General features: G+C 70.6%; 18 protein-coding genes and 1 riboswitch. Of the genes, 16 read left to right on the forward strand and 2 right to left on the reverse strand.

Annotated elements, in window-relative coordinates; translation table 11 throughout:
• Nucleotides 1-3: 3 nt before the first annotated feature.
• Nucleotides 4-1,545, reverse strand: coding sequence for an MFS transporter (locus tag LNW73_RS19715; RefSeq protein WP_374118137.1), 1,542 nt, complete (start codon nucleotides 1,543-1,545; stop codon nucleotides 4-6).
• 363 nt (nucleotides 1,546-1,908) lie between these two features.
• Between LNW73_RS19715 and LNW73_RS19720 the strand changes: the two genes are divergently transcribed.
• From LNW73_RS19720 to LNW73_RS19740, 5 genes are all read left to right on the forward strand, one after another.
• A complete protein-coding gene (locus LNW73_RS19720) occupies nucleotides 1,909-2,700 on the forward strand; it encodes an ABC transporter ATP-binding protein (protein ID WP_138356083.1) in 792 nt (263 codons plus the stop codon).
• Nucleotides 2,697-5,264 (forward strand): ABC transporter permease, encoded by a 2,568-nt coding sequence (locus LNW73_RS19725; RefSeq protein ID WP_250990807.1) that lies wholly within the window; start codon nucleotides 2,697-2,699, stop codon nucleotides 5,262-5,264. Before LNW73_RS19720 ends, LNW73_RS19725 begins: the two co-directional genes overlap by 4 nt.
• A gap of 187 nt (nucleotides 5,265-5,451) precedes the next feature.
• The gene (gene mfd, locus LNW73_RS19730) at nucleotides 5,452-9,012 is read left to right on the forward strand and encodes a transcription-repair coupling factor (RefSeq protein WP_250990808.1); all 3,561 of its coding nucleotides are present in this window, start codon (nucleotides 5,452-5,454) and stop codon (nucleotides 9,010-9,012) included.
• 164 nt (nucleotides 9,013-9,176) lie between these two features.
• Complete coding sequence (locus tag LNW73_RS19735; protein ID WP_250976223.1) at nucleotides 9,177-10,190, forward strand: glycosyltransferase family 2 protein; 1,014 nt, start codon at nucleotides 9,177-9,179, stop codon at nucleotides 10,188-10,190.
• Nucleotides 10,190-10,618: a GtrA family protein gene (locus LNW73_RS19740; protein WP_250976222.1), complete on the forward strand. Its 429-nt coding sequence runs from the start codon at nucleotides 10,190-10,192 to the stop codon at nucleotides 10,616-10,618. The genes LNW73_RS19735 and LNW73_RS19740 overlap by 1 nt, the downstream gene beginning before the upstream one ends.
• On the opposite strand, the gene LNW73_RS19745 is transcribed toward LNW73_RS19740, so the two are convergent.
• On the reverse strand, nucleotides 10,599-12,029 hold the full coding sequence (locus tag LNW73_RS19745; RefSeq protein WP_250990809.1) for a DUF2079 domain-containing protein: 1,431 nt from the start codon (nucleotides 12,027-12,029) through the stop codon (nucleotides 10,599-10,601). The genes LNW73_RS19740 and LNW73_RS19745 overlap by 20 nt on opposite strands.
• Nucleotides 12,030-12,345: 316 nt before the next feature.
• Here LNW73_RS19745 and LNW73_RS19750 point away from each other — a divergent pair, with 316 nt between their 5' ends.
• From LNW73_RS19750 to LNW73_RS19805, 11 genes are all read left to right on the forward strand, one after another.
• Nucleotides 12,346-12,993, forward strand: coding sequence for a hypothetical protein (locus LNW73_RS19750; RefSeq protein ID WP_250990810.1), 648 nt, complete (start codon nucleotides 12,346-12,348; stop codon nucleotides 12,991-12,993).
• Between the two features lie 56 nt (nucleotides 12,994-13,049).
• Complete coding sequence (locus LNW73_RS19755) at nucleotides 13,050-14,555, forward strand: protein kinase domain-containing protein (RefSeq protein ID WP_250992973.1); 1,506 nt, start codon at nucleotides 13,050-13,052, stop codon at nucleotides 14,553-14,555.
• A 68-nt stretch (nucleotides 14,556-14,623) separates the two neighbouring features.
• Nucleotides 14,624-15,340, forward strand: coding sequence for an HNH endonuclease family protein (locus tag LNW73_RS19760; protein ID WP_250990811.1), 717 nt, complete (start codon nucleotides 14,624-14,626; stop codon nucleotides 15,338-15,340).
• A gap of 125 nt (nucleotides 15,341-15,465) precedes the next feature.
• Nucleotides 15,466-16,095 (forward strand): SurA N-terminal domain-containing protein, encoded by a 630-nt coding sequence (locus tag LNW73_RS19765; RefSeq protein ID WP_250990812.1) that lies wholly within the window; start codon nucleotides 15,466-15,468, stop codon nucleotides 16,093-16,095.
• A gap of 81 nt (nucleotides 16,096-16,176) precedes the next feature.
• A complete protein-coding gene (locus LNW73_RS19770; protein ID WP_250990813.1) occupies nucleotides 16,177-17,148 on the forward strand; it encodes a nucleoside triphosphate pyrophosphohydrolase in 972 nt (323 codons plus the stop codon).
• A gap of 79 nt (nucleotides 17,149-17,227) precedes the next feature.
• Nucleotides 17,228-17,929, forward strand: coding sequence for an endonuclease V (locus LNW73_RS19775; protein WP_250990814.1), 702 nt, complete (start codon nucleotides 17,228-17,230; stop codon nucleotides 17,927-17,929).
• Nucleotides 17,922-19,247: a cytochrome P450 family protein gene (locus LNW73_RS19780; protein WP_250990815.1), complete on the forward strand. Its 1,326-nt coding sequence runs from the start codon at nucleotides 17,922-17,924 to the stop codon at nucleotides 19,245-19,247. Before LNW73_RS19775 ends, LNW73_RS19780 begins: the two co-directional genes overlap by 8 nt.
• A 208-nt stretch (nucleotides 19,248-19,455) precedes the next feature.
• On the forward strand, nucleotides 19,456-20,430 hold the full coding sequence (locus tag LNW73_RS36030; protein ID WP_285391374.1) for a LysM peptidoglycan-binding domain-containing protein: 975 nt from the start codon (nucleotides 19,456-19,458) through the stop codon (nucleotides 20,428-20,430).
• Nucleotides 20,431-20,690: 260 nt separating this feature from the next.
• Nucleotides 20,691-20,863: riboswitch (cyclic di-AMP (ydaO/yuaA leader) on the forward strand.
• A gap of 4 nt (nucleotides 20,864-20,867) precedes the next feature.
• Entirely contained in the window at nucleotides 20,868-21,566 is a 699-nt protein-coding gene (locus tag LNW73_RS19795) for a LysM peptidoglycan-binding domain-containing protein (RefSeq protein ID WP_250990816.1), read from the forward strand.
• Nucleotides 21,567-21,924: 358 nt separating this feature from the next.
• Nucleotides 21,925-23,208, forward strand: a complete 1,284-nt coding sequence (gene eno / locus LNW73_RS19800; protein ID WP_138356096.1) for a phosphopyruvate hydratase — start codon at nucleotides 21,925-21,927, stop codon at nucleotides 23,206-23,208.
• 115 nt (nucleotides 23,209-23,323) lie between these two features.
• Nucleotides 23,324-23,827: an FtsB family cell division protein gene (locus LNW73_RS19805; protein WP_250990817.1), complete on the forward strand. Its 504-nt coding sequence runs from the start codon at nucleotides 23,324-23,326 to the stop codon at nucleotides 23,825-23,827.
• Nucleotides 23,828-23,900 lie beyond the last annotated feature (73 nt).

Below are 23,900 nucleotides of genomic sequence, written 5' to 3' on the forward strand. Positions count from 1 at the left end.
TTGTCAGTCCCCGTCCGTCAGGACGGGGAAGCGGCGCGGGGCGACGAACAGCAGCACCAGCACGGCCGCCCCGGCCGCCGCCGCGGCGCCCACGTAGACGTGGTCGACCGCGGCCGCCACCGCCCGGCGCACCGGCTCGGCCGCTCCGCCCGGCGGCGTCAGTGAAGCCGGCGCCGCGCCCAGCCGGGCGACCAGCGTGTGGTTGGCGACGGCGCCGAAGACCGCCGCGCCCACGCTCTGGCCGACCTGGCGGCAGAAGAGCACCGACGAGGTCGTCGTGGCCCGCTCCGCCCACCCGACGGTGGACTGCACACCGACGATCAGCGGCAGTTGGAAGAGCCCGAGCGCGCCGCCGAGCAGCAGCATCATGAGCGCGGGCTGCCAGGCCGGCCCGCCGTACGGCAGCAGCGGGAACGCGGCGAGGATCGCGGTGGCGCAGCTCATGCCGATGACGGCGCTGTTGCGGAAGCCGATCCGCAGATAGACGCGACTGCTCAGGGCGGCCGACAGCGGCCAGCTCAGCGTCATGACGGACAGCACGAACCCGGCGGCGACCGGCCCCAGCCCCAGGACCGTCTGGGCATAGGTCGGCAGGAAGACCGTCGGCGCGATCATGAGCAGCCCGAGCGCGCCGAGCGCCAGGTTCACCGAGACGATGACCCGCCGCCGCCAGACCCAGCCCGGGATGATCGGCTCGGCGGCGCGCCGTTCGATCACCACCGTGCCGGCGATGCAGACGGCGCTGGCGCCGAACAGAGTGAGGGACTGCCAGGACAGCCAGTCCCACGCGATGCCGCCCTGGACGAGGGCGAGGAGCAGCAGCCCGCCGGCGAGGAACAGCGCGACCGCGCCGGGCCAGTCGATGCGGTGGCGGGTGCGGGTGATGTTCTCGTGCAGGTGGCGGAGGATGAGGACGAGGGCGGCCGCGCCGACCGGCAGGTTGATCAGGAAGATCCAGCGCCAGTCGCCGTACCCGGCGAGGAAGCCGCCGGCCAGCGGTCCCGCGATGGCGGAGACCGCCCACACGGTGGAGAGCGCCGCCTGTATGCGGCCGCGTTCCTTCAGCCCGTACAGATCGGCGGCCACGGTCTGCACGGTGCCCTGGATCGCGCCGCCGCCCAGCCCCTGGACGATCCGGAAGGCGATCAGGCTCGCCATGTTCCAGGCGCCCGCGCACAGCAGTGAGCCGAGCAGGAAGAGCGCGATGCCCGCCAGCAGCACCGGCTTGCGGCCGAAGGTGTCGGCGAGCTTGCCGTACACCGGCAGCGTCACCGTCACGGCCAGCAGATAGCCGGAGAAGAGCCAGGAGAACACCGAGAGGCCGCCGAGGTCCCCGACGATCTGCGGGACGGCCGTCGAGATGATCGTCGAGTCCATCGCGGCGAGCGCCATGGCGAGCATCAGCGCGGCCACGATCCGGCCGCGCCGGGGTGGGCGCGCGGGCTCCGCCGCGGCCGATGACCGGGCCGTACGTTCCACAGGACCGCTCACGGCGGCTCCCTCCCCTGGCGTGCACCGCAGTGTGTGTACACCGCACCATTCCATGCGGGACCAGGGTCGCGACAGCCCGTTCCGGAGGCATCGCCGCAGGTGGAAGAAGGTTCTTGCACCTCACGTGGGGTGCGGGCAGATCATCGACCCCGAGGTCGCGGACGGTTGGATGTCGGCGACCCTTAGGGGAAAGTACTCACTTCCGCCTACTCGATGTTCGTACTGGCGGAGGACGTTCGGGGGGCCTGGTGCTCCTTAGGGTCATCAGTGGGACGTGGTGGGGCTAACCCCACCGGCAAGAGGGAGACCTGCCCCATCGCCGCGACCCCAGGCCGACCAGCACTCTGATAACGCGGGACAGGGACCACCAGGTTCCGCTGGAGCCCGACGAATCACACGAGATTTCAGGAGATAGCAGTGACAACGGCTGTAACGATTCCCAAGTCCGGGGGCAGCGGAGAGCGTTCGGCTGTTGCCGCCCGTGCACGTCAGGTCACCAAGTCGTACGGCACCACCGAGGACACGCGCGTGGTCGCGCTGGACGCGGTGGACGTGGACATCGCCCGCAGCGGTTTCACCGCGATCATGGGCCCGTCCGGTTCCGGCAAGTCGACCCTGATGCACTGCCTGGCGGGTCTGGACTCGGTCACCAGCGGACAGATCTGGGTCGGTGACACCGAGATCACCAAGCTGAAGGACAAGAAGCTCACCCAGCTCCGCCGGGACCAGATCGGCTTCATCTTCCAGGCGTTCAACCTGCTCCCGACGCTCAACGCGCTGGAGAACATCACCCTGCCGATGGACATCGCGGGCCGTAAGCCCGACCGCGAGTGGCTGGACCGCGTCATCGAGACCGTCGGCCTGGCCGGGCGTCTCAAGCACCGCCCGAACCAGCTCTCCGGTGGCCAGCAGCAGCGTGTCGCGGTCGCCCGCGCCCTCGCCGCCCGCCCCGAGATCATCTTCGGTGACGAGCCGACCGGAAACCTGGACTCGCGCGCCGGCGCCGAGGTGCTGGGCTTCCTGCGCCGCTCGGTCGACGAGCTCGGCCAGACGATCGTCATCGTGACCCACGACCCGGTCGCCGCCTCCTACGCGGACCGCGTCATCTACCTGGCCGACGGCCGCATCGTCGACGACATGGCGAACCCGACGGCCGACTCCGTTCTCGAGCGCATGAAGTCCTTCGACGCCCGTGGGAGGGTGTCGTGACCGTCTTCAAGACATCGATGCGCAACTTTGTCGCGCACAAGGGCCGGATGGTGCTCAGCGCCGTCGCCGTGCTCCTTTCGGTGGCGTTCGTCTGCGGCACGCTCGTCTTCACCGACACCATGACCGCGACCTTCGACAAGCTCTTCGCCTCCACGGCGTCGGACGTCTCGGTCAGCGCCAAGAAGGTCGACGACGCTCAGGAGACCGGCAAGCCGGAGACCGTTCCGGCCTCGCTGCTGGCGAAGCTGCAGCAGACCGCCGGCGTGCAGCAGGTCGAGACGCAGGTGGTCAGCGACAAGATCACCGTCGTCAACAGCAAGAACGAGAACGTCGGCTCGAAGACCGGTGCGCCCACGATCGCCATCAACTGGGACGAGCGCGACAGCAAGAAGTCGGTGGAGCTCACCTCCGGCCACGCGCCGCGCGGCCCGACCGAATCGTTGATCGACGCCGACACCGCCGCCAAGAAGAACCTGAAGATCGGCGACTCGCTCCGGGTCATCGCCACCCCCGGTGACTTCAGCACCCAGATCGTCGGCATCGCGACCTTCAAGACCACCAACCCCGGTGCCGCGCTCATCTACCTCGACACCCCGACCGCGCAGAGCAAGCTGCTCGGCACCACGGACGCGTACACGAACTTCGGCCTGACCGCCAAGAGCGGCGTCACCGACGAGCAGCTGAAGAAGGACGTCACGGCCGCGGTCGGCGCCGGCTACAAGATCCAGACGGCCGCCGAGGCCAACGCCGAGGCCAAGGACAGCATCGGTTCGTTCCTGAATCCGATGAAGTACATCATGCTCGGCTTCGCCTTCATCTCGGTGATCGTCGGCATCTTCCTCATCATCAACACCTTCTCGATGCTGGTCGCCCAGCGGACCCGCGAGATCGGCCTGATGCGGGCCATCGGCTCCAGCCGCAAGCAGATCAACCGGTCCGTGCTCTTCGAGGCGCTGATGCTCGGCGTCCTCGGCTCGGTGCTCGGCGTCGGCGGCGGCATCGGACTCGCCATCCTGCTGATGAAGCTCATGGGCAAGCTCGGCATGCACCTGGACACCTCCGAGCTGACCATCAAGGCCACCACCCCGGTCATCGGGCTCGCGATCGGTGTCATCGTCACGGTGGTTGCCGCCATGCTGCCCGCCCGGCGGGCAGGCAAGATCTCGCCGATGGCCGCCATGCGGGACGCCGGAACTCCGGCGGACGGCAAGGCAGGCAAGGTCCGCGCCACCATCGGTGTGGTGGTGGCCCTGGTCGGCGGCGCCGCCCTGGTCGCGGCGGGCAAGGCGGACAAGGCGTCCGAGGGCTCCTCGTTCCTCGGCTTCGGCGTGCTCCTCACGCTGATCGGCTTCGTGATCGTCGGCCCGCTGCTGGCCGGAGTGCTCGTCCGCGCCCTCAGCACCGTCTCGCTGCGGTTCTTCGGTCCGGTCGGCCGCCTCGCGGAGCGCAACGCGCTGCGCAACCCGCGTCGTACCGGCGCCACCGCCTCGGCGCTGATGATCGGCCTCGCGCTGGTCGCCGGACTGTCGGTGGTCGGCACCTCGATGGTGGCCTCGGCCACCGACCAGCTCGACAAGTCGGTCGGCGCGGACTTCATCCTGCAGACCGACAACCAGCAGCCGCTCAGCCCCGCGCTGGCCAAGGCCATCCACTCGGCCGGTCACCTGGACCACGTCACCGACTACACGGGCACCAACGCCAAGCTGACCACCCCGGACGGCAAGGTCTCCACCAAGCAGTTGACGGCCGCCAGCCCCACCTACGCGCAGGACCTGCGCGTCGAGGCGGTCCAGGGCAAGCTGTCCGAGGCCTACGGCGACAACTCGATGTCGGTCAACGAGGGCTTCGCCAAGGACCACGGCATCAAGATCGGCAGCGAGCTGACCGTCGCCTTCATCGGCGGCGAGACCGCGAAGCTGAAGGTCGCCGCGATCACGTCGGACGACACCACGTTCGACAAGGGCGCGATGTACACGAACATCGCCACGGCGAAGCGGTTCCTGCCGGCTGACAAGTTCCCGCCCAACCAGATCATGTTCGCCAAGGCCGTCGACGGCCAGGCCAGTGAGGCGGCCGCTTCCCTCAAGGCAGCGGTCAAGGACTACCCGCAGCTCACCGTCCGGGACCAGACCGACTACAAGGAAATGATCAAGAGCCAGGTCAACCAGCTGCTCTACATGATCTACGGCCTGCTCGGCCTCGCGATCGTCGTCGCCATCCTCGGCGTCGTGAACACGCTGGCCCTGTCGGTCGTCGAGCGGACCCGTGAGATCGGCCTGATGCGGGCGATCGGAATGTCGCGGCGCCAGCTGCGGCGGATGGTCCGCCTGGAGTCCGTGGTCATCGCCCTCTTCGGCGCCCTGGTCGGCCTCGGGCTGGGCATGGGCTGGGGCATCTCGGCGCAGCGGCTGATGGCCACCGTGGGCTTCGGAGTCCTGGAGATCCCGTGGGGGACGATCATCATCGTCTTCTTCGGATCGGCCCTCGTCGGCCTGGTGGCCGCGCTGGTCCCCGCCTTCCGGGCGGGCCGGATGAACGTGCTCAACGCGATCGCCTCCGACTAGGCAGTCTCCCCACTGCCTACTGAGGCGGCCCCGGAACGCAACCCCCCGCGTTCCGGGGCCGCCGTTTGTCGTCGTTCGTGATGAGCGGGCGGCGAGTGTCAGTGGGGAGTCGTAGGCTTGATGAACCCCGGCCCGTTTGACGTGTCGGGTCGTTCGCGTTGTCCAGCCCTGGGACGGAAACCCCTTCATGAGTCTGAACGGTCTGCTCGACGTCGTCGTGAACGATCCGGCCCTCGCCGAAGCGGTCAAGGCCGGTACCGACGGCAATCGCCCGTATGTCGACCTGGTGGGCCCCGCCGCCGCCCGGCCGCTGGTGCTGGCGGCCCTGGCCGCCCGCACCGGCCGTACGGTCCTGGCGGTGACGGCCACCGGCCGGGAGTGCGAGGACCTGGTGGCGGCGCTGCGCTCGCTGCTGCCGCCGGACTCCGTCGTGGAGTACCCGGCGTGGGAGACGCTGCCGCACGAGCGGCTGTCGCCGCGCTCCGACACCGTCGGCCGGCGGCTCGCCGTGCTGCGCAGGCTGGCGCACCCGCGGGCGGACGACCCGACGGCCGGTCCGGTGAAGATCGTCGTCGCGCCGATCCGTTCCGTGCTGCAGCCGCAGGTCAAGGGGCTGGGCGAACTGGAGCCGGTGTCGCTGCGCAGCGGGCAGAGCGCGGATCTCGGCGAGGTCGTGGACGGCCTGGCGGCCGCCGCGTACGCCCGGGTGGAGCTGGTGGAGAAGCGCGGCGAGTTCGCGGTGCGCGGCGGGATCCTCGATGTCTTCCCGCCGACCGAGGAGCACCCGCTGCGGGTGGAGTTCTGGGGCGACGACGTCGAGGAGATCCGGTACTTCAAGGTCGCCGACCAGCGGTCGCTGGAGATCGCCGAACACGGTCTGTGGGCGCCGCCGTGCCGGGAGCTGCTGCTCACCGACGAGGTACGGGCGCGCGCGGCCGAGCTGGCGATCCAGCACCCCGAGCTGAACGAACTGCTCGACAAGATCGCCGAGGGCATCGCCGTCGAAGGCATGGAATCGCTGGCTCCGGTCCTGGTGGACGACATGGAGCTGCTGCTGGACGTGCTGCCGGCCGGCAGCATGACGGTCGTCTGCGACCCGGAGCGGGTCAGGACCCGCGCCTCCGACCTGGTCGCCACGTCGCAGGAGTTCCTGGAGGCGTCCTGGGCGGCCTCCGCCGGTGGCGGAGTGGCGCCGGTCGACCTGGGCGCGGCCTCGCTGTGGTCGATCGCCGACGTACGCGACCACGCCCGGCAACTGGGCACGCCCTGGTGGTCGATCAGCCAGTTCGCCGCCGGCGAGAGTAAGCACAGCGCCGCGGAAGGGACGGACGCCGACGAGGACACCCTGCAGCTGGGCATGCACGCGCCCGAGCTGTACCGGGGGGACACCGCCCGCGCGCTCGCCGACACCAAGGGCTGGCTGGCCGACGGCTGGCGCACGGTCTACGTCACCGAGGGCCACGGCCCGGCCGCCCGCATCGTGGAGGTGCTGGGCGGCGAGGGCATCGCGGCCCGGCTGGACATGGACCTGGCCGATCTGGAGCCGTCCGTCGTCCATGTCTCGACCGGTTCGATCGAGCACGGCTTCATCGACGCGGCGCTCAAGCTGGCGGTGCTCACCGAGTCCGACCTCACCGGGCAGAAGTCCTCCACCAAGGACATGGGGCGGATGCCGTCGCGGCGCCGCAAGACCATCGACCCGCTGACCCTGCAGCCCGGCGACTACATCGTGCACGAGCAGCACGGCGTGGGCCGCTACGTCGAGATGGTGCAGCGCACCGTCCAGGGCGCCACCCGCGAGTACCTGCTGGTCGAGTACGCGCCCGCGAAGAAGGGGCAGCCCGGCGACCGGCTCTTCGTGCCGACCGACCAGCTGGAGCAGATCACCAAGTACGTCGGCGGCGAGGCCCCGACGCTGCACCGGCTCGGCGGCGCCGACTGGACGAAGACCAAGGCGCGCGCGAAGAAGGCGGTCAAGGAGATCGCCGCCGACCTCATCAAGCTCTACTCGGCGCGGATGGCGGCCCCCGGCTACACCTTCGGGCCCGACACCCCCTGGCAGCGCGAGCTGGAGGACGCCTTCCCGTACGTGGAGACGCCCGACCAGCTGACCACCATCGCCGAGGTCAAGGAGGACATGGAGAAGTCGGTCCCGATGGACCGGCTGATCTGCGGCGACGTCGGCTACGGCAAGACCGAGATCGCGGTCCGCGCCGCCTTCAAGGCGGTCCAGGACAGCAAGCAGGTCGCGGTGCTGGTCCCCACCACGCTGCTGGTGCAGCAGCACTTCACGACCTTCTCCGAGCGGTACGCCCAGTTCCCCGTGACGGTGAAGGCACTGTCGCGCTTCCAGTCCGACAGCGAGGCCAAGGCCGTCCTGGAGGGGCTGCGGGACGGCACGGTCGATGTCGTCATCGGCACCCACCGGCTGTTCTCGTCCGAGACGAAGTTCAAGGACCTGGGCCTGGTGATCGTCGACGAGGAGCAGCGGTTCGGCGTCGAGCACAAGGAGCAGCTGAAGAAGCTGCGGGCCAACGTGGACGTGCTGACGATGTCCGCCACCCCCATTCCCCGCACCCTGGAGATGGCGGTCACCGGCATCCGCGAGATGTCGACGATCACCACCCCGCCGGAGGAACGGCACCCGGTGCTGACCTTCGTCGGACCGTACGAGGAGAGGCAGATCGGCGCCGCGGTCCGGCGTGAACTGCTGCGCGAGGGCCAGGTCTTCTACATCCACAACCGGGTCGAGTCGATCGACCGGGCGGCGGCGCGGCTGCGCGAGATCGTGCCGGAGGCGCGGATCGCCACCGCGCACGGGCAGATGGGCGAGAGCGCGCTGGAACAGGTCGTCGTCGACTTCTGGGAGAAACGCTTCGACGTGCTGGTCTCCACGACGATCGTGGAGTCCGGAATCGACATCTCCAACGCGAACACCCTCATCGTGGAGCGCGGCGACAACTTCGGTCTCTCGCAGCTGCACCAGCTGCGCGGCCGCGTCGGCCGGTCGCGCGAGCGCGGCTACGCCTACTTCCTGTACCCGCCGGAGAAGCCGCTCACCGAGACCGCGCACGAGCGGCTGGCGACCATCGCGCAGCACACCGAGATGGGCGCGGGCATGTACGTCGCGATGAAGGACCTGGAGATCCGCGGCGCGGGCAACCTGCTCGGCGGCGAGCAGTCCGGGCACATCGCGGGCGTCGGCTTCGACCTCTACATCCGGATGGTCGGCGAGGCGGTCGCGGACTACCGCTCGGCCCTGGAGGACGGCGGCGAGCCCGACGAGACGCTGCTCGACGTCAAGATCGAACTGCCGGTGGACGCGCATGTCCCGCACGACTACGCGCCGGGGGAGCGGCTGCGCCTCCAGGCGTACCGCGCCATCGCCGCCGCCAACAGCCACGAGGACATCACCGCGGTCCGCGAGGAGCTGACCGACCGGTACGGCAAGCTGCCGGAGCCGGTGGAGAACCTGCTGCTGGTGGCCGGGCTGCGGCTGCTCGCCCGCAAGGTCGGGGTCAGCGACATCACCCTGGCGGGCAGCAACGTCCGGTTCGGCCCGGTCGAGCTGCGCGAGTCGCAGGAACTGCGGCTCAACCGGCTCTACCCGCGCACGGTCATGAAGAACGCGGCCCGTCAGGTCCTCGTGCCGCGCCCGACCACCGCCAAGATCGGCGGCACACCCGTCATCGGACGGGAACTCCTGCTCTGGACGTCGGAGTTCCTGACCACGATTCTCGACAACTGAGACCTGACCGACGGGCATCCGAGGGGTAACCGACACACAACCGGCGCCGCCGCGCCGTGAGTCATGTGGCGTTCAGATCGCCGTCATGTGGCCCTTGCGCGGCGGCCGCGCGGGGGTCGTGTACCGCGGGCAGCATTTCCGTGTATCCCACGGAAAGTGAATCCATGCGCCTGTCCGTTGTCGTTCCCTGTTACAACGAGGAATCCGGTGTAGAGCTTTTCGACGCGAAGATCCGGGAGACTCTCGACCTCCTCCCCGTCGAATACGAGCTCTGCTACGTGGACGACGGCAGCTCGGACGCGACGCTGGAACGCCTGCGGGGCCTGGCCGAGAAGCATGTGGGCAGCACCCGGTACGTCTCGTTCAGCCGGAACTTCGGCAAGGAGGCCGGCATGCTCGCGGGGCTCCGTGAGGCCACCGGCGACGCCGTCGTGCTGATGGACGCCGATCTGCAGCACCCGCCGGAGCTGATCGTGCGGATGCTGGAGCTGTTCAGCCGCGGCCACGACCAGGTGATAGCGCGCCGCACCAGGGAGGGCGACAAGTTCGTCCGCAGCACGGTGAGCCGGCTGTACTACCGGATGGTCAACAAGTGGGTCGACGTCGAACTGACCGACGGGGTCGGCGACTTCCGGCTGCTCTCCCGCCGCGCCGTCGACGCGCTGCTGTCGATGCCGGAGTACAACCGCTTCTCCAAGGGGCTGTTCTCCTGGATCGGCTTCGACACCGTCACCTTCGACTACCGCAACGCCGCCCGCGCCGCGGGCGAGACCAAGTGGCGGTTCGGGGCGCTGCTCAACTACGGGATCGACGGCCTGATCTCCTTCAACAACCGTCCGCTGCGGATGGGCATCCACCTCGGCCTCGCGCTGGCGGGCCTGGCCGGGCTGTACGCCGCCTGGGTCACGGTGGCCGCGGTGGTCGGCGGGGTGACCGCGCCCGGCTATGTGACACTGATCGTCGCCATCGTCGGGCTCGGCGGGCTGCAGATGATGATGCTGGGGCTGATGGGCGAGTACATCGGCCGTATCTACTACGAGTCCAAGCGGCGGCCGCACTTCCTCGTGAAGGAGACCAACGTGCCGCCCTCCACCTTCGGTGGCCCGGACAGCGCACCCGCCACCGGTGCGGCTCTGCTGACGGAGCGGCCGGCGCCCGCTTCGGAGGGCCGGCGCTGATGCCCGTACGTCTCCTCCAGGTGGTGCGCTTCGGCCTGGTGGGTGTGGTGAACACCGGCACCTTCTACGGCTGCTATCTGCTCCTGCACCGCTGGATGCCCTACTACCCGGCGTATGTCGTGGCGTTCGTGCTGAGCATGATCGGCTCGTTCTTCCTCAACACGTACTTCACCTACCGGACCCGTCCGACGTGGCGGAAGTTCCTGTTCTTCCCGCTGACCAACCTGACGAACTTCACCGTCACCTCGGTCGGCATGTACGTCCTGGTGGAGTGGTGCGGGGTGGGGGAGAAGCCCGCCCCGCTGATCGCGGCGGCCGCCGCGATCCCCGTGACGTTCCTGCTCTCCCGGCGGATCCTGCTGACCCGCGAGCAGCCGGCCCCCGTCCAGGAGCCGGCCCTCACCCCGGCTACCCGCGACGCAGGATGACGTAGCCCTCGCTGTTGGCGATCTCGGTGTAGGCCGCCGACGGATGGAGCTGGTGGGCGTACTCGACCGGGTCGGGGACCCAGCCGTCCCCGTTGTCGATCGCGATGTAGTCGGGCACCACGTTCTTGGCCCCGCCGATCCAGTAGACGGTGCAGCGGTTGACGAGCCTGCTGATCGGTCCGACGTTGGCCTCGACGCTCGCACCGTCCGGGATCTGCCGCAGCAGCTTCTCGACGGCCTTGACGTGCGCGCCGGGCCGGTACGTGGCGGTGTGCGTGAGATCCGCCAGCGGGAGGGTGGTGCTCAGCGCCAGGGCCGCGGCCGCCGCGGCGGCCGGCAACTGCGAGGCGTAGGAGCGCAGCCAGCCCCGCGGGCTGTCGCGCGACTCGTTGACGGCGTCGACGAGGGCGAGGAAGACGACGGGCATCAGCACGGCGCTGTAGTGCCAGTCCAGGCCCCAGTAGTGGTCGTCGTGGGAGATGAAGCGCCAGCCGATGGTGGGCAGGGCGGCGATCAGCAGCGGGGAGCGCAGCGCGAGCAGCCCGCTGGTCGGCAGCAGGATCCACAACAGGGTGCGCAGCGCGGTGTCCGGCGGAATGGTGCCGGCGACGGGCGCGCCGCTGCCGCCGAGCTTGTTCCAGTAGTCGTAGCCGCCGCTGTTGTTGAAGGCGGGGATGAGGACGCCGAAGGCGATGGCGGCGAAGGCGAGACCGAAGCCGATGAGCCAGATCGCGTACGACGCGGTCCGCGGATCCTCGCGCCGGGTCCGCAGCAGCACGACGACACCGATGGCGGCGACGGTCGCGCCCATGTCCTCCTTGACGAGGATCAGCGGCAGCGCCCACCACATGGCGGTCTTCCACCGCTTGCGCAGCACGGCCTCCAGGGAGAAGGCGAGCATCGGCATGGCGAAGGCGATCTCGTGGAAGTCGAACTCGATGGCCCGCTGCACCCCCCACGACAGGCCGTAGGCGACCCCGACGGCCAGCCCGCGGCCGCGGCCGAGGAAGTGCGCGCCGACCCGGGTGACCGGGACGACGGAGAGCGCGAAGAGGGCGGCCTGCACCACGAGGAGGGTGACCGGGGAGGGGAAGACCCGGTAGAAGGGGGCCACGAGGGCGGTGATGGGGCTGAAGTGGTCGCCGAGGATGTTGGTCCCGGGGCCCTTCAGATCGGCGACCGGCGCCTGGAAGTGCGCGTAGGACTTGATCGCCTGCTCGAAGATCCCGAGGTCCCAGGACATCGTCGCCATCCGCCGGAACCGGCACACCGACAGGGTGGCGTACGCGACGAAGAGCGCGCCGGCCAGCCAGTACGGGTCGATCTTCGGGCGGAAGAGGCGCTGCACGCGGGTGCCGGCGGCGGCGCTGCTCCCGTGCTGGGCGGGGATGGCCGCGGTAGCCATGTCCATGCTGCGTTCCTTTCGCACGGGAAGACGCGCGGCACCCTCGGCCGATGCACGCCCGCCACGAAAAGATACGTGAGTGGCGCGGGGGTGTGGTTCGGCCGGCCGTTCTCCGGTCACCGCAACCACGCGTATCGCAGTATGCGTCGCTCTTGGTGACAGTGGCCAGACGGTCGGCAGACGGTCGGCCGGCGGTGGCGGGGATGCGCGGTGTTCGGACGGGGTGTGGTCCGGTCCGAATTGTTGTGGCATCGCCGGACCGTGCGTCCGCCCCTGCCGATACGCTCGCTCTTCCAGCCGAGACTTTTGTTCAGGAGCAGCCATGAACGGCCCAGGCATCGTGCCGCCCCAGCCGACTGACGGCACTCGGACCGGGCTGCGAGTCCTGTTCGTGCTGCTCGCGGTGCTGTCGTGCGGAATGCTCGCCTGGGCGCCGCTGCTGCGCGTCGCCCTGCTGCGCCGGCGCAACGCCGTGGACTGGGTGCTCTGCGGCGCCAGCTTCGTCCTGACCGTCGTGCTGCTGGCGCTCCTCGGCAACGGGGGCGACAGCGGCGACAGCGGCAACAGCAACAGCCCGCGGGACAACGCGGTGGTCTCCATCCTGGTGATCCAGGCCATCGCGGTGGTGGTGTACTACCTGGTCTCCGACATCCGGCACTTCCGGGCGGTGGACGCGCAGACGGCGTCCCGCGCGTACGGCCAGCAGCAGTTCCCCTACGGCGCCGCGCAGGCGCAGCGCCAGCAGGTGCAGCCCCAGGTGCAGCAGACGCAGCTGCCCACCCCGCGCGCCGACTACAACCCGTACCGCGACACCCCCACCTCCACCCCGGCTCCCACCGCTCCGGTGGCCCCGGACCCGGCCGCGACGCCGATCCCGGGCCCGGCCGGCCCGGCCGCGCCGCGCATCGACCGGGTCCGCGCCGAGCTGGACGAGCTGAGTGACTACCTCCGCAAGGAAGAAGGCCGGTGAACGGCCGGCTCGTCGCGGGTCGGTACGAGCTGGCCACCGTCCTCGGCCAGGGCGGCATGGGCCAGGTCTGGACGGCGTACGACCGCCGCCTGGACCGCCGGGTCGCGGTGAAGCTGCTGCGCCCCGACAAGGTCGCGGGTGGCGAGAACGTCGCCGAGCTGCGCCAGCGCTTCGACCGCGAGTGCCGGGTCACCGCCCAGGTCGACCACCCCGGCCTGGTCACCGTCCATGACGCGGGCACCGACGGCGACGAGCTGTACCTCGTCATGCAGCACGTCGAGGGCCAGGACCTGGCGGACCACCTCGCCGAGCACGACCCCTACCCGTGGCCCTGGGCGGTGGCGGTCGCCGCCCAGTTGTGCGCGGCGCTCTCCGCCGTGCACGCGGTGCCGATCGTGCACCGCGACCTGAAGCCGAGCAATGTGATGGTGCGCCCGGACGGCACCGTCGTCGTGCTCGACCTCGGCGTCGCGTCCGTCATGGACACCGACACCACCCGCCTCACCCACACCGGCACACCGATCGGCAGCCCCGCGTACATGGCGCCGGAGCAGGCGATGGGCGGCGCCGTCGGACCGCGCACCGACCTGTACGCGCTCGGGGTGGTGCTGCACGAACTGCTCAGCGGCAACGTCCCGTTCCACGGCTCCACCGCGCTCGGCGTCCTGCACCGCCATCTCTACGAGGCGCCGGTCGCGCTGCGCCAGCTGCGGGCGGAGGTGCCCGCGGCGCTGGAGTCCCTCGTTCTGCGGCTGCTCGCCAAGGACCCGCAGCACCGGCCCGCCGACGCCCAGCGCGTCTACGGCGAACTCGCGTCGCTGCTCCCGTCCGCCGGGACCGCGCACGCGCAGCGCCCGCCGGGGCCGATGGATCCCACCCGCCCGTTCCTGCGCCCGCACGCCCCCTGGCCTGACCGGCCCGGCACCGGCCAGGAGGGGGTCCAGGTGCCGGCCATGCCGTCGACGCCGCCCTCCACCACCCTCCCGCCGACGCCGCCGGCGGGTCCGGACATCGCCGCCGCGGTCGACGAGGTCAGACGGCTGCTCGACGCGGGCCGCATCACCCAGGCCGTCGACATCCTCGGCGGCGTGCTGCCCGCCGCCGCCGCGAAGCACGGCGAGCACTCGCCGATCGTGCGGATGCTGCGCAAGCAGTACGCCGCCACGCTCATGGAGGACGGTCAGTTCCGCCGGGCGTTCCCCGAACTGCGCCGGCTGGCGGACGAGTTCGCCACCCAGAGCGGTCCGGCCGACCGCCAGGTCCTGCAGTTCCGCTACGAGGCGGCGCAGTGCCTCGAACAGCTCGGCGAGGCCGGCGCCGCACTCGGCGAATACCGCACGCTCCTGCCGTACTTCGAGCAGTACGCGGCCACCGACCCGGTCGTCCCGCTGGAGATCCGCCGCCGGATCGGCAACCTGCTGCTCTCCGTCGGCGACCGCGCCACCGCCCGCGAGGTGCTCGCCCGGCTCCTCTACGACGCCGACCGCGTGCACGGACCGCACCACCCGTTCTGCGTCGAGTTGCGCCGCACCCTGGCATGGCTGGGCCAAGTGCGGGCATGAGGCGAGCAGATGGGTGGTCCGGCCGGGCCGCTCCGGACGCCGGGCTGTCAACGCCATAAGGTGCGAGCATGGTCAAACGCGGGGCACGGGCACCACACATACTCCTTTGCGGGCTGGCGGTCGCCGGACTGCTCGGCGCGGCGGGCTGCAAGGCCGACACCGTGGGCGGTGCCGGGAACGGCAACGGCAGCGGACCGGGGAAGTCGGCTCCCGGCGGCAGCGCGCTGGCCGCCGTCGACTCCCTGACCGTCAAGGGGCGGGCACCGAAGACCGGTTACACCCGGGAGAAGTTCGGCAAGTCCTGGGTCGACACCGACCACAACGGCTGCGGGACGCGCGACGACATACTGAAGCGCGACCTCACCGCAGAAACGTTCCGCGCGGAGAAGGGCGGCGACTGCGTCGTCACCTCGGGGAAGCTGGACGACCCGTACACCGGGCAGCAGCTCACCTACACCCGGGGCAAGAGCACGATCGACATCGACCACGCGGTCGCGCTCTCCGACGCCTGGCAGAAGGGCGCCGGGCAGTGGACGACCGACAAGCGGGTGCAGTTCGCCAACGACCCTATGAACCTGATCGCCGCAGACGCGTCCGCCAACCGCTCCAAGGGCGACGGCGACACCGCGACATGGCTGCCGCCGAACAAGGGGTACCGGTGCGCCTACGTGGCGCGGCAGGTGGCGGTGAAGAAGAAGTACGGGGTGTGGGTCACGGCGGCCGAGAAGGACGCGATGCGCAAGCAGCTGAACACCTGCCCGAACGAGAAGCTGCCCACCAGCTGAGCCGTTCGGGATCGGGCAGACACGGCCCAGTTCGGCGGAGTGCTGGATATCGAAGCCGTCCGCTCCATATCCTCGATCTTCGCAAGGTCGAAGCACCGCCGCTCGATCCCATGCCGGGAGGCACCATGGTCCGCCGACGCACCGCCGTCTCGCTCGCCGCCGCCGCACTCGTGGCGATGACCCCTGTGATCAGCGCGTGCGGCACCCCGCACGCGGGGGCCGCCGCAGTGGTGGAGAACGAGACGATCTCCGTCTCGGACCTCCAGTCGCAGGTCAACGCCGTCCGCACCGCGCAGGAGAAATCGCCGCAGTCAGCCGCTCTCCTCGAGGGAACCAGCAAGCTGTCCCAGATGACGCTGAGCAGGTTGGTGGCGACCCGTGTGCTGGACCGGATCGCCAAGGACGCGGGGATCACGGTCACCCGCTCCGAGACCGAGCAGATGCGGAAGGGACTGGAGAGCCGGTACGGAGGAGCGGACGGGTTTCTGCAGACCTTCGGCGTCGCTCCGTCCGGCGCCGACGCCTTCAGCCGGCTCCAGGTCGAGGCGGCGAAGATCATTGTCGGCCTCCGGCTCGAGCCCGGCAGCGACGGCGGGAACACGGCCCTGTCCCAGCTCATCGCCAAGACCGCCAAGACCATGAAGATCGACGTGAACCCCCGCTACGGCACCTGGGACGCGCGGACGGGCCAGCTGGGCGACACCAAGGAGCCCTGGCTCGTCCCGGTGGCGGAGGCTCCCGTCCAGGGCGCATAGCGCCCTCGGGGCGGCCGGCGGGTCCCGGCCGCCCGGACCGGGGTGCGGGGCGCGCGGTAGGTTCGTGCGGTGGACGACTCGATGACCCCCGCGCCAGGCCGCCTCGTACTGCTCACCACCAGCCACCGGGTGGCGCCCGGTCTGCTGTCGTGGCCCGCGTGGGAACTGCTGCGCGGTGCCGACCAGGTCATCTGCGCGGACCCCGGGCATCCCCAGCTTCCGTATCTGCGGGAGGCGGGCGTGCGCGTCGTGCACGCGGCGCCGACCGGGCGGGAGCTGGTGGACGCGACCGCCGGTGAGCGGACCGTCGTCTATCTGCCGGCCGCCGACAACGACCCCGCGGTCACCGACGAACTGGCCCGCCTCGGCGGGTCGGGGCGGGTGGCGATGCCGGATCTGGAGCTGCTGCCCGGCTCCTACGACCTGCCGGGCGCGCGGCTGCTCGATCTCGTGCAGGTCATGGACCGGATCCGCGCGGAGTGCCCGTGGACCCGCGAGCAGACCCACACGGACCTCGCCAAGTACGGCATCGAGGAGATGTACGAGCTGGTCGAGGCGATCGAGCAGGGCGACCGGGAGTCGCTGCGCGAGGAGCTCGGGGACGTTCTGCTGCAGGTCGTCTTCCACTCCCGGATCGCCGAGGAGGACGCGGAGGAGCCGTTCTCGGTCGACGATGTCGCCGGCACGATCGTCGACAAGTTGATCCACCGGCACCCGCACATCTTCGGGGACGAGGTCGCCGAGACCCCCGAGGCCGTCCAGGCGAACTGGGTCCGGCTCAAGGCCGTGGAGAAGCAGCGCGACTCGGTGACGGACGGGGTGCCCGTCGGGCAGCCGGCGCTCGCGCTGGCCGCGCAGCTCAGCGGCCGGGCCCGGAGGGCCGGGCTGCCGGTGCCGGACGCCGCCGGCGTCGAGGTGCCGTCGGACCAGACGGCGCTCGGCGATCTGCTGCTGGCGCTGGCCTCCGCGGCCACCGCCGCCGGGCTCGACCCGGAATCCGCGCTGCGGGCCGCCGCCCGCCGCTACCGCGACACCCTGCGCGCGGCCGAATAGCCGGCCGGAGCGGCAGGGGATGACCGGGCGCGCGGAAACCGGGGCGACCGTCGTCCGGGCCGCAACGTAGCGTTCTGCCATGCAGATTGATGTGCCGCACGAGTGGCCCGCCGGTGAGGCGCAGGCGCTGGAGATCCAGGACCGACTGCGGGCGCGGGCGGACCACCGCGGGCCGGGGCCGCGCGAGCCGCGCTTCGTCGCCGGGCTGGACGTCGCGTACGCGGGCGACGGCAACGGCACGGGCGACCGGGTGGCCGCGGCCGTCGTCGTACTGGACGCGCGGACGCTCGCCCCGGTGGAGCAGGCGACCGCCGTAGCCGAGACCTCGTTCCCCTACATCCCGGGGCTGTTCGCGTTCCGCGAGCTGCCCACCCTGGTCGAGGCGTTGCGCAAGCTGAACACCGTCCCGGATCTGCTGGTCTGCGACGGTCACGGGCTCGCGCACCCCCGGCGGTTCGGCCTCGCCTGCCATCTCGGGGTGATCACCGGCATTCCGACGGCCGGGGTCGCGAAGACACCGTTCACCGGGAGCTACGACCCGGCCGCGCTGGGCCCGGAACGCGGGGCGTCCGCACCGCTCGACGACGGCGGGGAGACCGTGGGCCGGGTGCTGCGCACCCAACGCGGCGTCAAACCGGTCTATGTGTCGACAGGGCACCGCATCGACCTGGACACCGCGTGCCGGCACGTCCTCGCGCTGGCGCCGGAGTACCGGCTGCCGCAGACGACCCGGCTCGCCGACCGGCTCTGCCGGGACGCGCTAGCGTCAGGGGGTGCCTGACGAGACTGCCGCCACCCCCGCCGCCCCACCCGCCCCCACCCTCTTCACCTGGGAGTTCGCCGCCGATCCGTACCCGGCGTACGCCTGGCTGCGCGAGCACTCGCCGGTGCACAGGACCACCCTCCCCAGTGGCGTCGACGCCTGGCTGGTGACGCGGTACGCGGACGCGCGGCAGGCGCTGGCGGACGCGCGGCTCAGCAAGAACCGCGGCCATCACAGCGAGGGCGCCAACGCCAAGAACAAGGTGGGCATCCCCGGCGAGCGCGGCGCGGATCTGATGACGCACCTGCTGAACATCGATCCGCCGGACCACACCCGGCTGCGGCGGCTCGTCTCCAAGGCGTTCACCCCGCGCCGGATCGCGGAGTTCGCACCGCGGGTGCAGGAGCTGACCGACCGGCTCATCGACGGCCTGCAGACGGACGGGGCGGGCGCGGTGAAGTCGGAGGCGGACCTCATCCACGAGTTCGCGTTCCCGCTCCCCATCTACACGATCTGCGACCTGCTGGGCGTCCCGCCCGAGGACCAGGACGACTTCCGGGACTGGGCGGGCATGATGATCCGCCACGGCGGCGGCCCGCGCGGCGGCGTCGCCCGGTCGGTGAAGAAGATGCGGGCGTACCTGCTGGAGCTGATCCACCGCAAGCGCGCGGACCCCGGCGACGATCTGATCTCCGGGCTCATCAAGGCCAGCGACCACGGTGAGCACCTGTCGGAGAACGAGGCCGCCGCGATGGCCTTCATCCTGCTCTTCGCCGGCTTCGAGACCACCGTCAACCTCATCGGCAACGGGGTCTACACGCTGCTCCGCCATCCCGAACAGCGCGCCCAGCTCCAGGCGTCGATCGCCCGCGGTGAGACGGACCTCCTGGAGACCGCGGTGGAGGAACTGCTGCGGTACGACGGGCCGGTCGAGCTGGCGACCTGGCGGTTCGCGACCGAGTCGCTGACGATCGGCGGGCAGCGGATCGGGGAGGGCGAACCGGTGCTGGTGGTGCTGGCGGCGGCCGACCGCGACCCCGACCGGTTCGACGGGCCCGACACGCTGGACCTGGCGCGCCGCGACAACCAGCACGTCGGCTACGGGCACGGCATCCACTACTGCCTGGGCGCCCCGCTGGCCCGCCTGGAGGCGCAGTCCGCGCTCGCGACGCTGCTGACCCGGCTCCCGGACCTGCGGCTGGCGGCCGAGCCGGACGATCTGCGGTGGCGCGGCGGGCTCATCATGCGCGGGCTGCGGACGCTGCCGGTGGGCTTCACCCCGGAAGCCGGCGCCGGCGAATCCGGCGAAAGCGGAATCCCCGAATCGACGCCCTGAGTCCAGCCTTTCACACCGCTAAACCCTGATGGAACGTCAAAAATGTCCTGTACACGAGGTACGGGCTGAAATCGACCGTGACCTCAGCGTGATGCCCGCTACACCGACTTGTGATGCGATGGTCAACACCGCTACGTTCTGCGGTCATCGCAGGCTTCTCGAATATGACGCAGGGCCGTAGTCAATGTTTTTGGAGAAGGGTGACCGCATGCTGAAGTCCGGGAACGGCAGACACCGCCGACCGCGCCAGGCCCCGACCGCCATCGTGGTGGTCGCGGCGACCGGAGCGGGGATCGCACTCCCGCTGCTCGGTGCAGGCGCCGCGCAGGCGGCCGACGCCACGGTCTGGGACAAGGTGGCGGTGTGTGAGAGCGGCGGCATGTGGAGCGCCAACCACGGCAACGGCTTCTACGGTGGTCTGTCGATCACCGAGGACACCTGGGAGCAGTACGGCGGCACGGTCTACGCCGAGCGCCCCGACCTGGCGAGCCGCTCGCAGCAGATAGCCGTGGCCGAAACGCTGCTGAAGGAACTCGGGCCCGACGCCTGGCCCGGTTGCTCGGGACCCGCGGGGCTCGTGACCGGCGAAGCGCCGCCGAAGATCGACCCGGGCTCGATCCTGCCGCCGCTGGTCACCACGAAGCCGACGGCGCCCACCACGACGCCGACGACGCCCACGACACCCGCGACGCCGACGACGCCTCCGGTGTCCACGACGCCGACGTCTCCGTCGACGCCCACCGGCACTCCGACGACCGACCCGGCGGCCGACCCGACGACCGACCCTTCGGACGCCACCACGCCGGCCACCACGCCGACCGCCCCGAGCACCTCCCCGGAACTGGCGGACACCACGCCGGGGGCCGCGGGCAAGAGCCAGGGCAAGCACGCCAAGCCCGGATCGCCGGACTCCGCCGACGGGCAGAGCACCGACCGCGCCTCGCGCGACGCCGACCGGGCCGCGGGTGCCGCCGACGGTCTGAACGGTGATCAGAACACCGGGCAGGGCGACGTGGCGGCCGACGGCGACTACGTCGTCGTGCCGGGCGACAACCTCTGCGACATCGCCGCCGACCATCATCTGCAGGGCGGATGGAAGGCGCTTTATGGGGCAAATGACCAGATTGTTGGGGACAATCCCGACCTGATTCTCCCTGGACAGCACCTGGACTTGAGCTTCTGAGACCGCTCAACACGATCCCGGCACCCCGGACCTTGTGACAAGGGTCTCCGTGGCGGCCGTGCCGGCCCGCTCGCACCGCGCCGCCTTTCTCCCTTCCGACCTGCGGTTCTGTGGGTCCGTTCAGCCGGATGGGGGAGTTGCTGTACGACCCCGGGATGTTTGTCCTCGCCGGGATCGTGTGTTTAACGTCGTACTGCTCGCCACAGCGGGCCCCGCCGGTCAGGATCGCCGAGTCCTGCCGCCGACCGACGGGAACAGTCGACGCGAAAGCGCCGTAGGCAGGAGCGGGGGACCCAAGGTCTTCCGCCGGCCCGGACCCGAACTCGTGGGGGACGGACCGGCTTGGGGTGAAGCAGCACGGCGAGAGCCGCGCAGCCGGGCAACTCACGCCCGAACCCGACAGCTGACCTCGTAGGCGTCGGTGAGGATGAAACACCATGGCTAAGCACCGTCGCCCGTCCAAGTTCACCCGAATTGCCGCGATTGCCGGTGTCACCACCGCCGCGATCGCCGTTCCGCTGATGGGTGCTTCCGGCGCCTCCGCCGCTTCGGTCGCCACCTGGGACGCTGTCGCCCAGTGCGAGTCCGGCGGCAACTGGTCGATCAACACCGGTAACGGCTACTACGGCGGCCTGCAGTTCTCCCAGTCCAGCTGGGAAGCCGCCGGCGGCACCGCGTACGCCTCCCGCGCCGACCTCGCCACCAAGGACCAGCAGATCGCGGTAGCCGAGAAGCTGCTCGCCCTGCAGGGCCCGGGTGCCTGGGCCTGCGCCGGTGCCGGCAACCTGACCGCCGGTGGCCCGGCCGCCGACGTGAACACCGGTTCCGCGACGAAGAGCACCCCGTCGAAGAGCACCACCTCGCGCGACACCCCGGACACCGCCAGCCGCGGCAAGTCCGAGAACCGCGCCCCGGTCAAGAAGACCAAGCCCGCCGCCAAGCCGGCCGAGACCAAGAAGGCCGCGCCGGTCCAGCAGGGCAACGGCGAGTACAAGGTCGTCACCGGTGACAGCCTTTCCGGGATCGCCCAGGCGCACCACGTCGCCGGCGGCTGGGAGAAGCTGTTCGAGCTCAACAAGAGCATCGTCAGCGACGCCGACCTGATCTACCCGGGCCAGCAGCTGCACCTCAGCTGAGACCGATAGCCGCGGGCGCGGCCGGCCTGGTCGCCCAGGCCGCCGCCCCGCCGGCTCTCCTCCGCTGAGCCCCGACGGGATCCCGCTGGATCCTGCTGGATCCTTCTGAACCACGCTGGATCCCGTCGAACCCCAAGACTCCCCGGCCAGGCACGCACTCCCCCCGAGCGTGCCGGGCCGGGGTTTTGGCGTCCGGCACGCGGCGTAAGGCGCCGTTGGTCACCTGTTGTCAGCCTTTGGGCCCTTTTTCGTCTCAGGGGTCGGCCGATCGACGGGTCTACCCTCCCCGGGCGGTTAGGCTCGTGTCGCAAGAGCAGAGAGACACGCATCAGCTGTACACAGCCTGAAGGAGACACTCGTGCCGTCCATCGACGTCGTCGTAGCCCGGGAAATCCTCGACTCACGAGGCAACCCCACCGTCGAGGTCGAGGTCGGCCTCGACGACGGCAGCACCGGCCGTGCGGCCGTGCCGTCCGGTGCCTCGACCGGAGCCTTCGAGGCCCTGGAGCTCCGCGACGGTGACAAGAGCCGCTACATGGGCAAGGGCGTCGAGAAGGCCGTTCTCGCCGTCATCGAGCAGATCGGCCCGGAGCTCGTCGGCTACGACGCCACCGAGCAGCGGCTGATCGACCAGGCGATGTTCGACCTGGACGCCACCCCGGACAAGTCCTCGCTCGGCGCCAACGCCATCCTCGGCGTCTCGCTCGCCGTCGCGCACGCCGCCTCCGAGGCGTCCGACCTGCCGCTCTTCCGCTACCTCGGCGGCCCGAACGCGCACGTGCTGCCGGTCCCGATGATGAACATCCTGAACGGCGGGTCGCACGCCGACTCGAACGTGGACATCCAGGAGTTCATGATCGCGCCGATCGGTGCCGAGTCCTTCTCCGAGGCCCTGCGCTGGGGCGCCGAGGTCTACCACACGCTCAAGGGCGTGCTGAAGGAGCGCGGGCTGTCCACCGGTCTGGGCGACGAGGGCGGCTTCGCGCCGAACCTCGACTCCAACCGTGAGGCGCTCGACCTCATCGTCGAGGCCATCAAGAAGGCCGGCTACCAGCCGGGCCAGGACATCGCGCTCGCGCTCGACGTCGCCGCCTCCGAGTTCCACAACGAGGACGGTTCGTACGACTTCGAGGGCAAGAAGATCTCCGCCGGCGAGCTCTCCGACTACTACGCCGAGCTGGTCGCCGCGTACCCGCTGGTCTCCATCGAGGACCCGCTGAACGAGGAGGACTGGGAGGGCTGGAAGGCTCTCACCGCCAAGCTCGGCGACAAGGTCCAGATCGTCGGCGACGACCTCTTCGTCACCAACCCGGAGCGCCTGCAGCGCGGTATCGACGAGGGCTCGGCCAACGCGCTGCTCGTCAAGGTCAACCAGATCGGCTCGCTCACCGAGACCCTCGACGCGGTCGAGCTGGCCCAGCGCAACGGCTTCAAGTGCATGATGTCGCACCGTTCCGGTGAGACCGAGGACGTCACCATCGCCGACCTCGCCGTCGCCACCAACTGCGGCCAGATCAAGACCGGCGCCCCGGCCCGCTCCGAGCGCGTCGCCAAGTACAACCAGCTCCTGCGCATCGAGGAGATCCTGGACGACGCGGCGGTCTACGCCGGCCGTTCCGCGTTCCCCCGCTTCAAGGGCTGACCCGGCCGGCCCGAGGGCTGATCGGCGGCACCGCCCGCACGTCTGACCTACGTCCCCGCGCCCGGTCCCGTACCGTGGCCGGGGACGTAGGTACGTGCGGACGAGGGGAGACGGCGTGGGGGCGGATCGGTTCTCCACCGCGGCGCGGCTGAAGGCGATCGGCCAGGAGGCGCAGGCCCGCGTCTACCGCGCGGCGACCAGGCGCCCCGCCCCCCGGCGCAGCAAGCTCACCGGGCGGGCCGCGCTGCTGGCGCTCGTGCTCTGCGCGCTGATCGTCGCCCTCGCCTACCCGATGCGGCAGTACATCGCCCAGCGCTCGGACATCGCCGACCAGCGCAAGGAGGCCCAGCAGGCCAAGCAGCGCGTCGAGCAGCTGCGCGAGGAGAAGGCCCGCTGGCAGGACAACGAGTACGTGAAGACCCAGGCCCGCAAGCGGCTGCACTTCATGCTGCCCGGTGAGACCGGTTATACGGTGGTGAGCCCGACCCCGAGCGCCGCCCCCGACGGCGACGCCGCCGGCCGCCGGTCCTCGGACGAGGCCGCCGCGCACCGCCCCTGGTACGACAATTTCTGGGACAGCGTCGACCACGCCGACGCCGCCGGGTCCCCCCGGCGGTAGCCGGGCACCGCCCGCCGCTGACCTTCCACGATCGAGAACGGCTCATGACAGATCACCCCGCTCCCACCCCCGC

Origin of the sequence: Streptomyces sp. RKAG337 (assembly GCF_023701715.1) — a bacterium.
Taxonomy (GTDB): domain Bacteria; phylum Actinomycetota; class Actinomycetes; order Streptomycetales; family Streptomycetaceae; genus Actinacidiphila.

Coding starts and splice junctions, on each gene's coding strand:
- LNW73_RS19715 (WP_374118137.1), bottom strand. CDS start 1,545: ATGGAATGGTGCGGTGTACACACACTGCGGTGCACGCCAGGGGAGGGA.
- mfd (WP_250990808.1), top strand. CDS start 5,452: ATGAGTCTGAACGGTCTGCTCGACGTCGTCGTGAACGATCCGGCCCTC.
- LNW73_RS19735 (WP_250976223.1), top strand. CDS start 9,177: ATGCGCCTGTCCGTTGTCGTTCCCTGTTACAACGAGGAATCCGGTGTA.
- LNW73_RS19740 (WP_250976222.1), top strand. CDS start 10,190: ATGCCCGTACGTCTCCTCCAGGTGGTGCGCTTCGGCCTGGTGGGTGTG.
- LNW73_RS19745 (WP_250990809.1), bottom strand. CDS start 12,029: ATGGACATGGCTACCGCGGCCATCCCCGCCCAGCACGGGAGCAGCGCC.
- LNW73_RS19750 (WP_250990810.1), top strand. CDS start 12,346: ATGAACGGCCCAGGCATCGTGCCGCCCCAGCCGACTGACGGCACTCGG.
- LNW73_RS19755 (WP_250992973.1), top strand. CDS start 13,050: ATGGGCCAGGTCTGGACGGCGTACGACCGCCGCCTGGACCGCCGGGTC.
- LNW73_RS19760 (WP_250990811.1), top strand. CDS start 14,624: ATGGTCAAACGCGGGGCACGGGCACCACACATACTCCTTTGCGGGCTG.
- LNW73_RS19765 (WP_250990812.1), top strand. CDS start 15,466: ATGGTCCGCCGACGCACCGCCGTCTCGCTCGCCGCCGCCGCACTCGTG.
- LNW73_RS19770 (WP_250990813.1), top strand. CDS start 16,177: ATGACCCCCGCGCCAGGCCGCCTCGTACTGCTCACCACCAGCCACCGG.
- LNW73_RS19775 (WP_250990814.1), top strand. CDS start 17,228: ATGCAGATTGATGTGCCGCACGAGTGGCCCGCCGGTGAGGCGCAGGCG.
- LNW73_RS36030 (WP_285391374.1), top strand. CDS start 19,456: ATGCTGAAGTCCGGGAACGGCAGACACCGCCGACCGCGCCAGGCCCCG.
- LNW73_RS19795 (WP_250990816.1), top strand. CDS start 20,868: ATGGCTAAGCACCGTCGCCCGTCCAAGTTCACCCGAATTGCCGCGATT.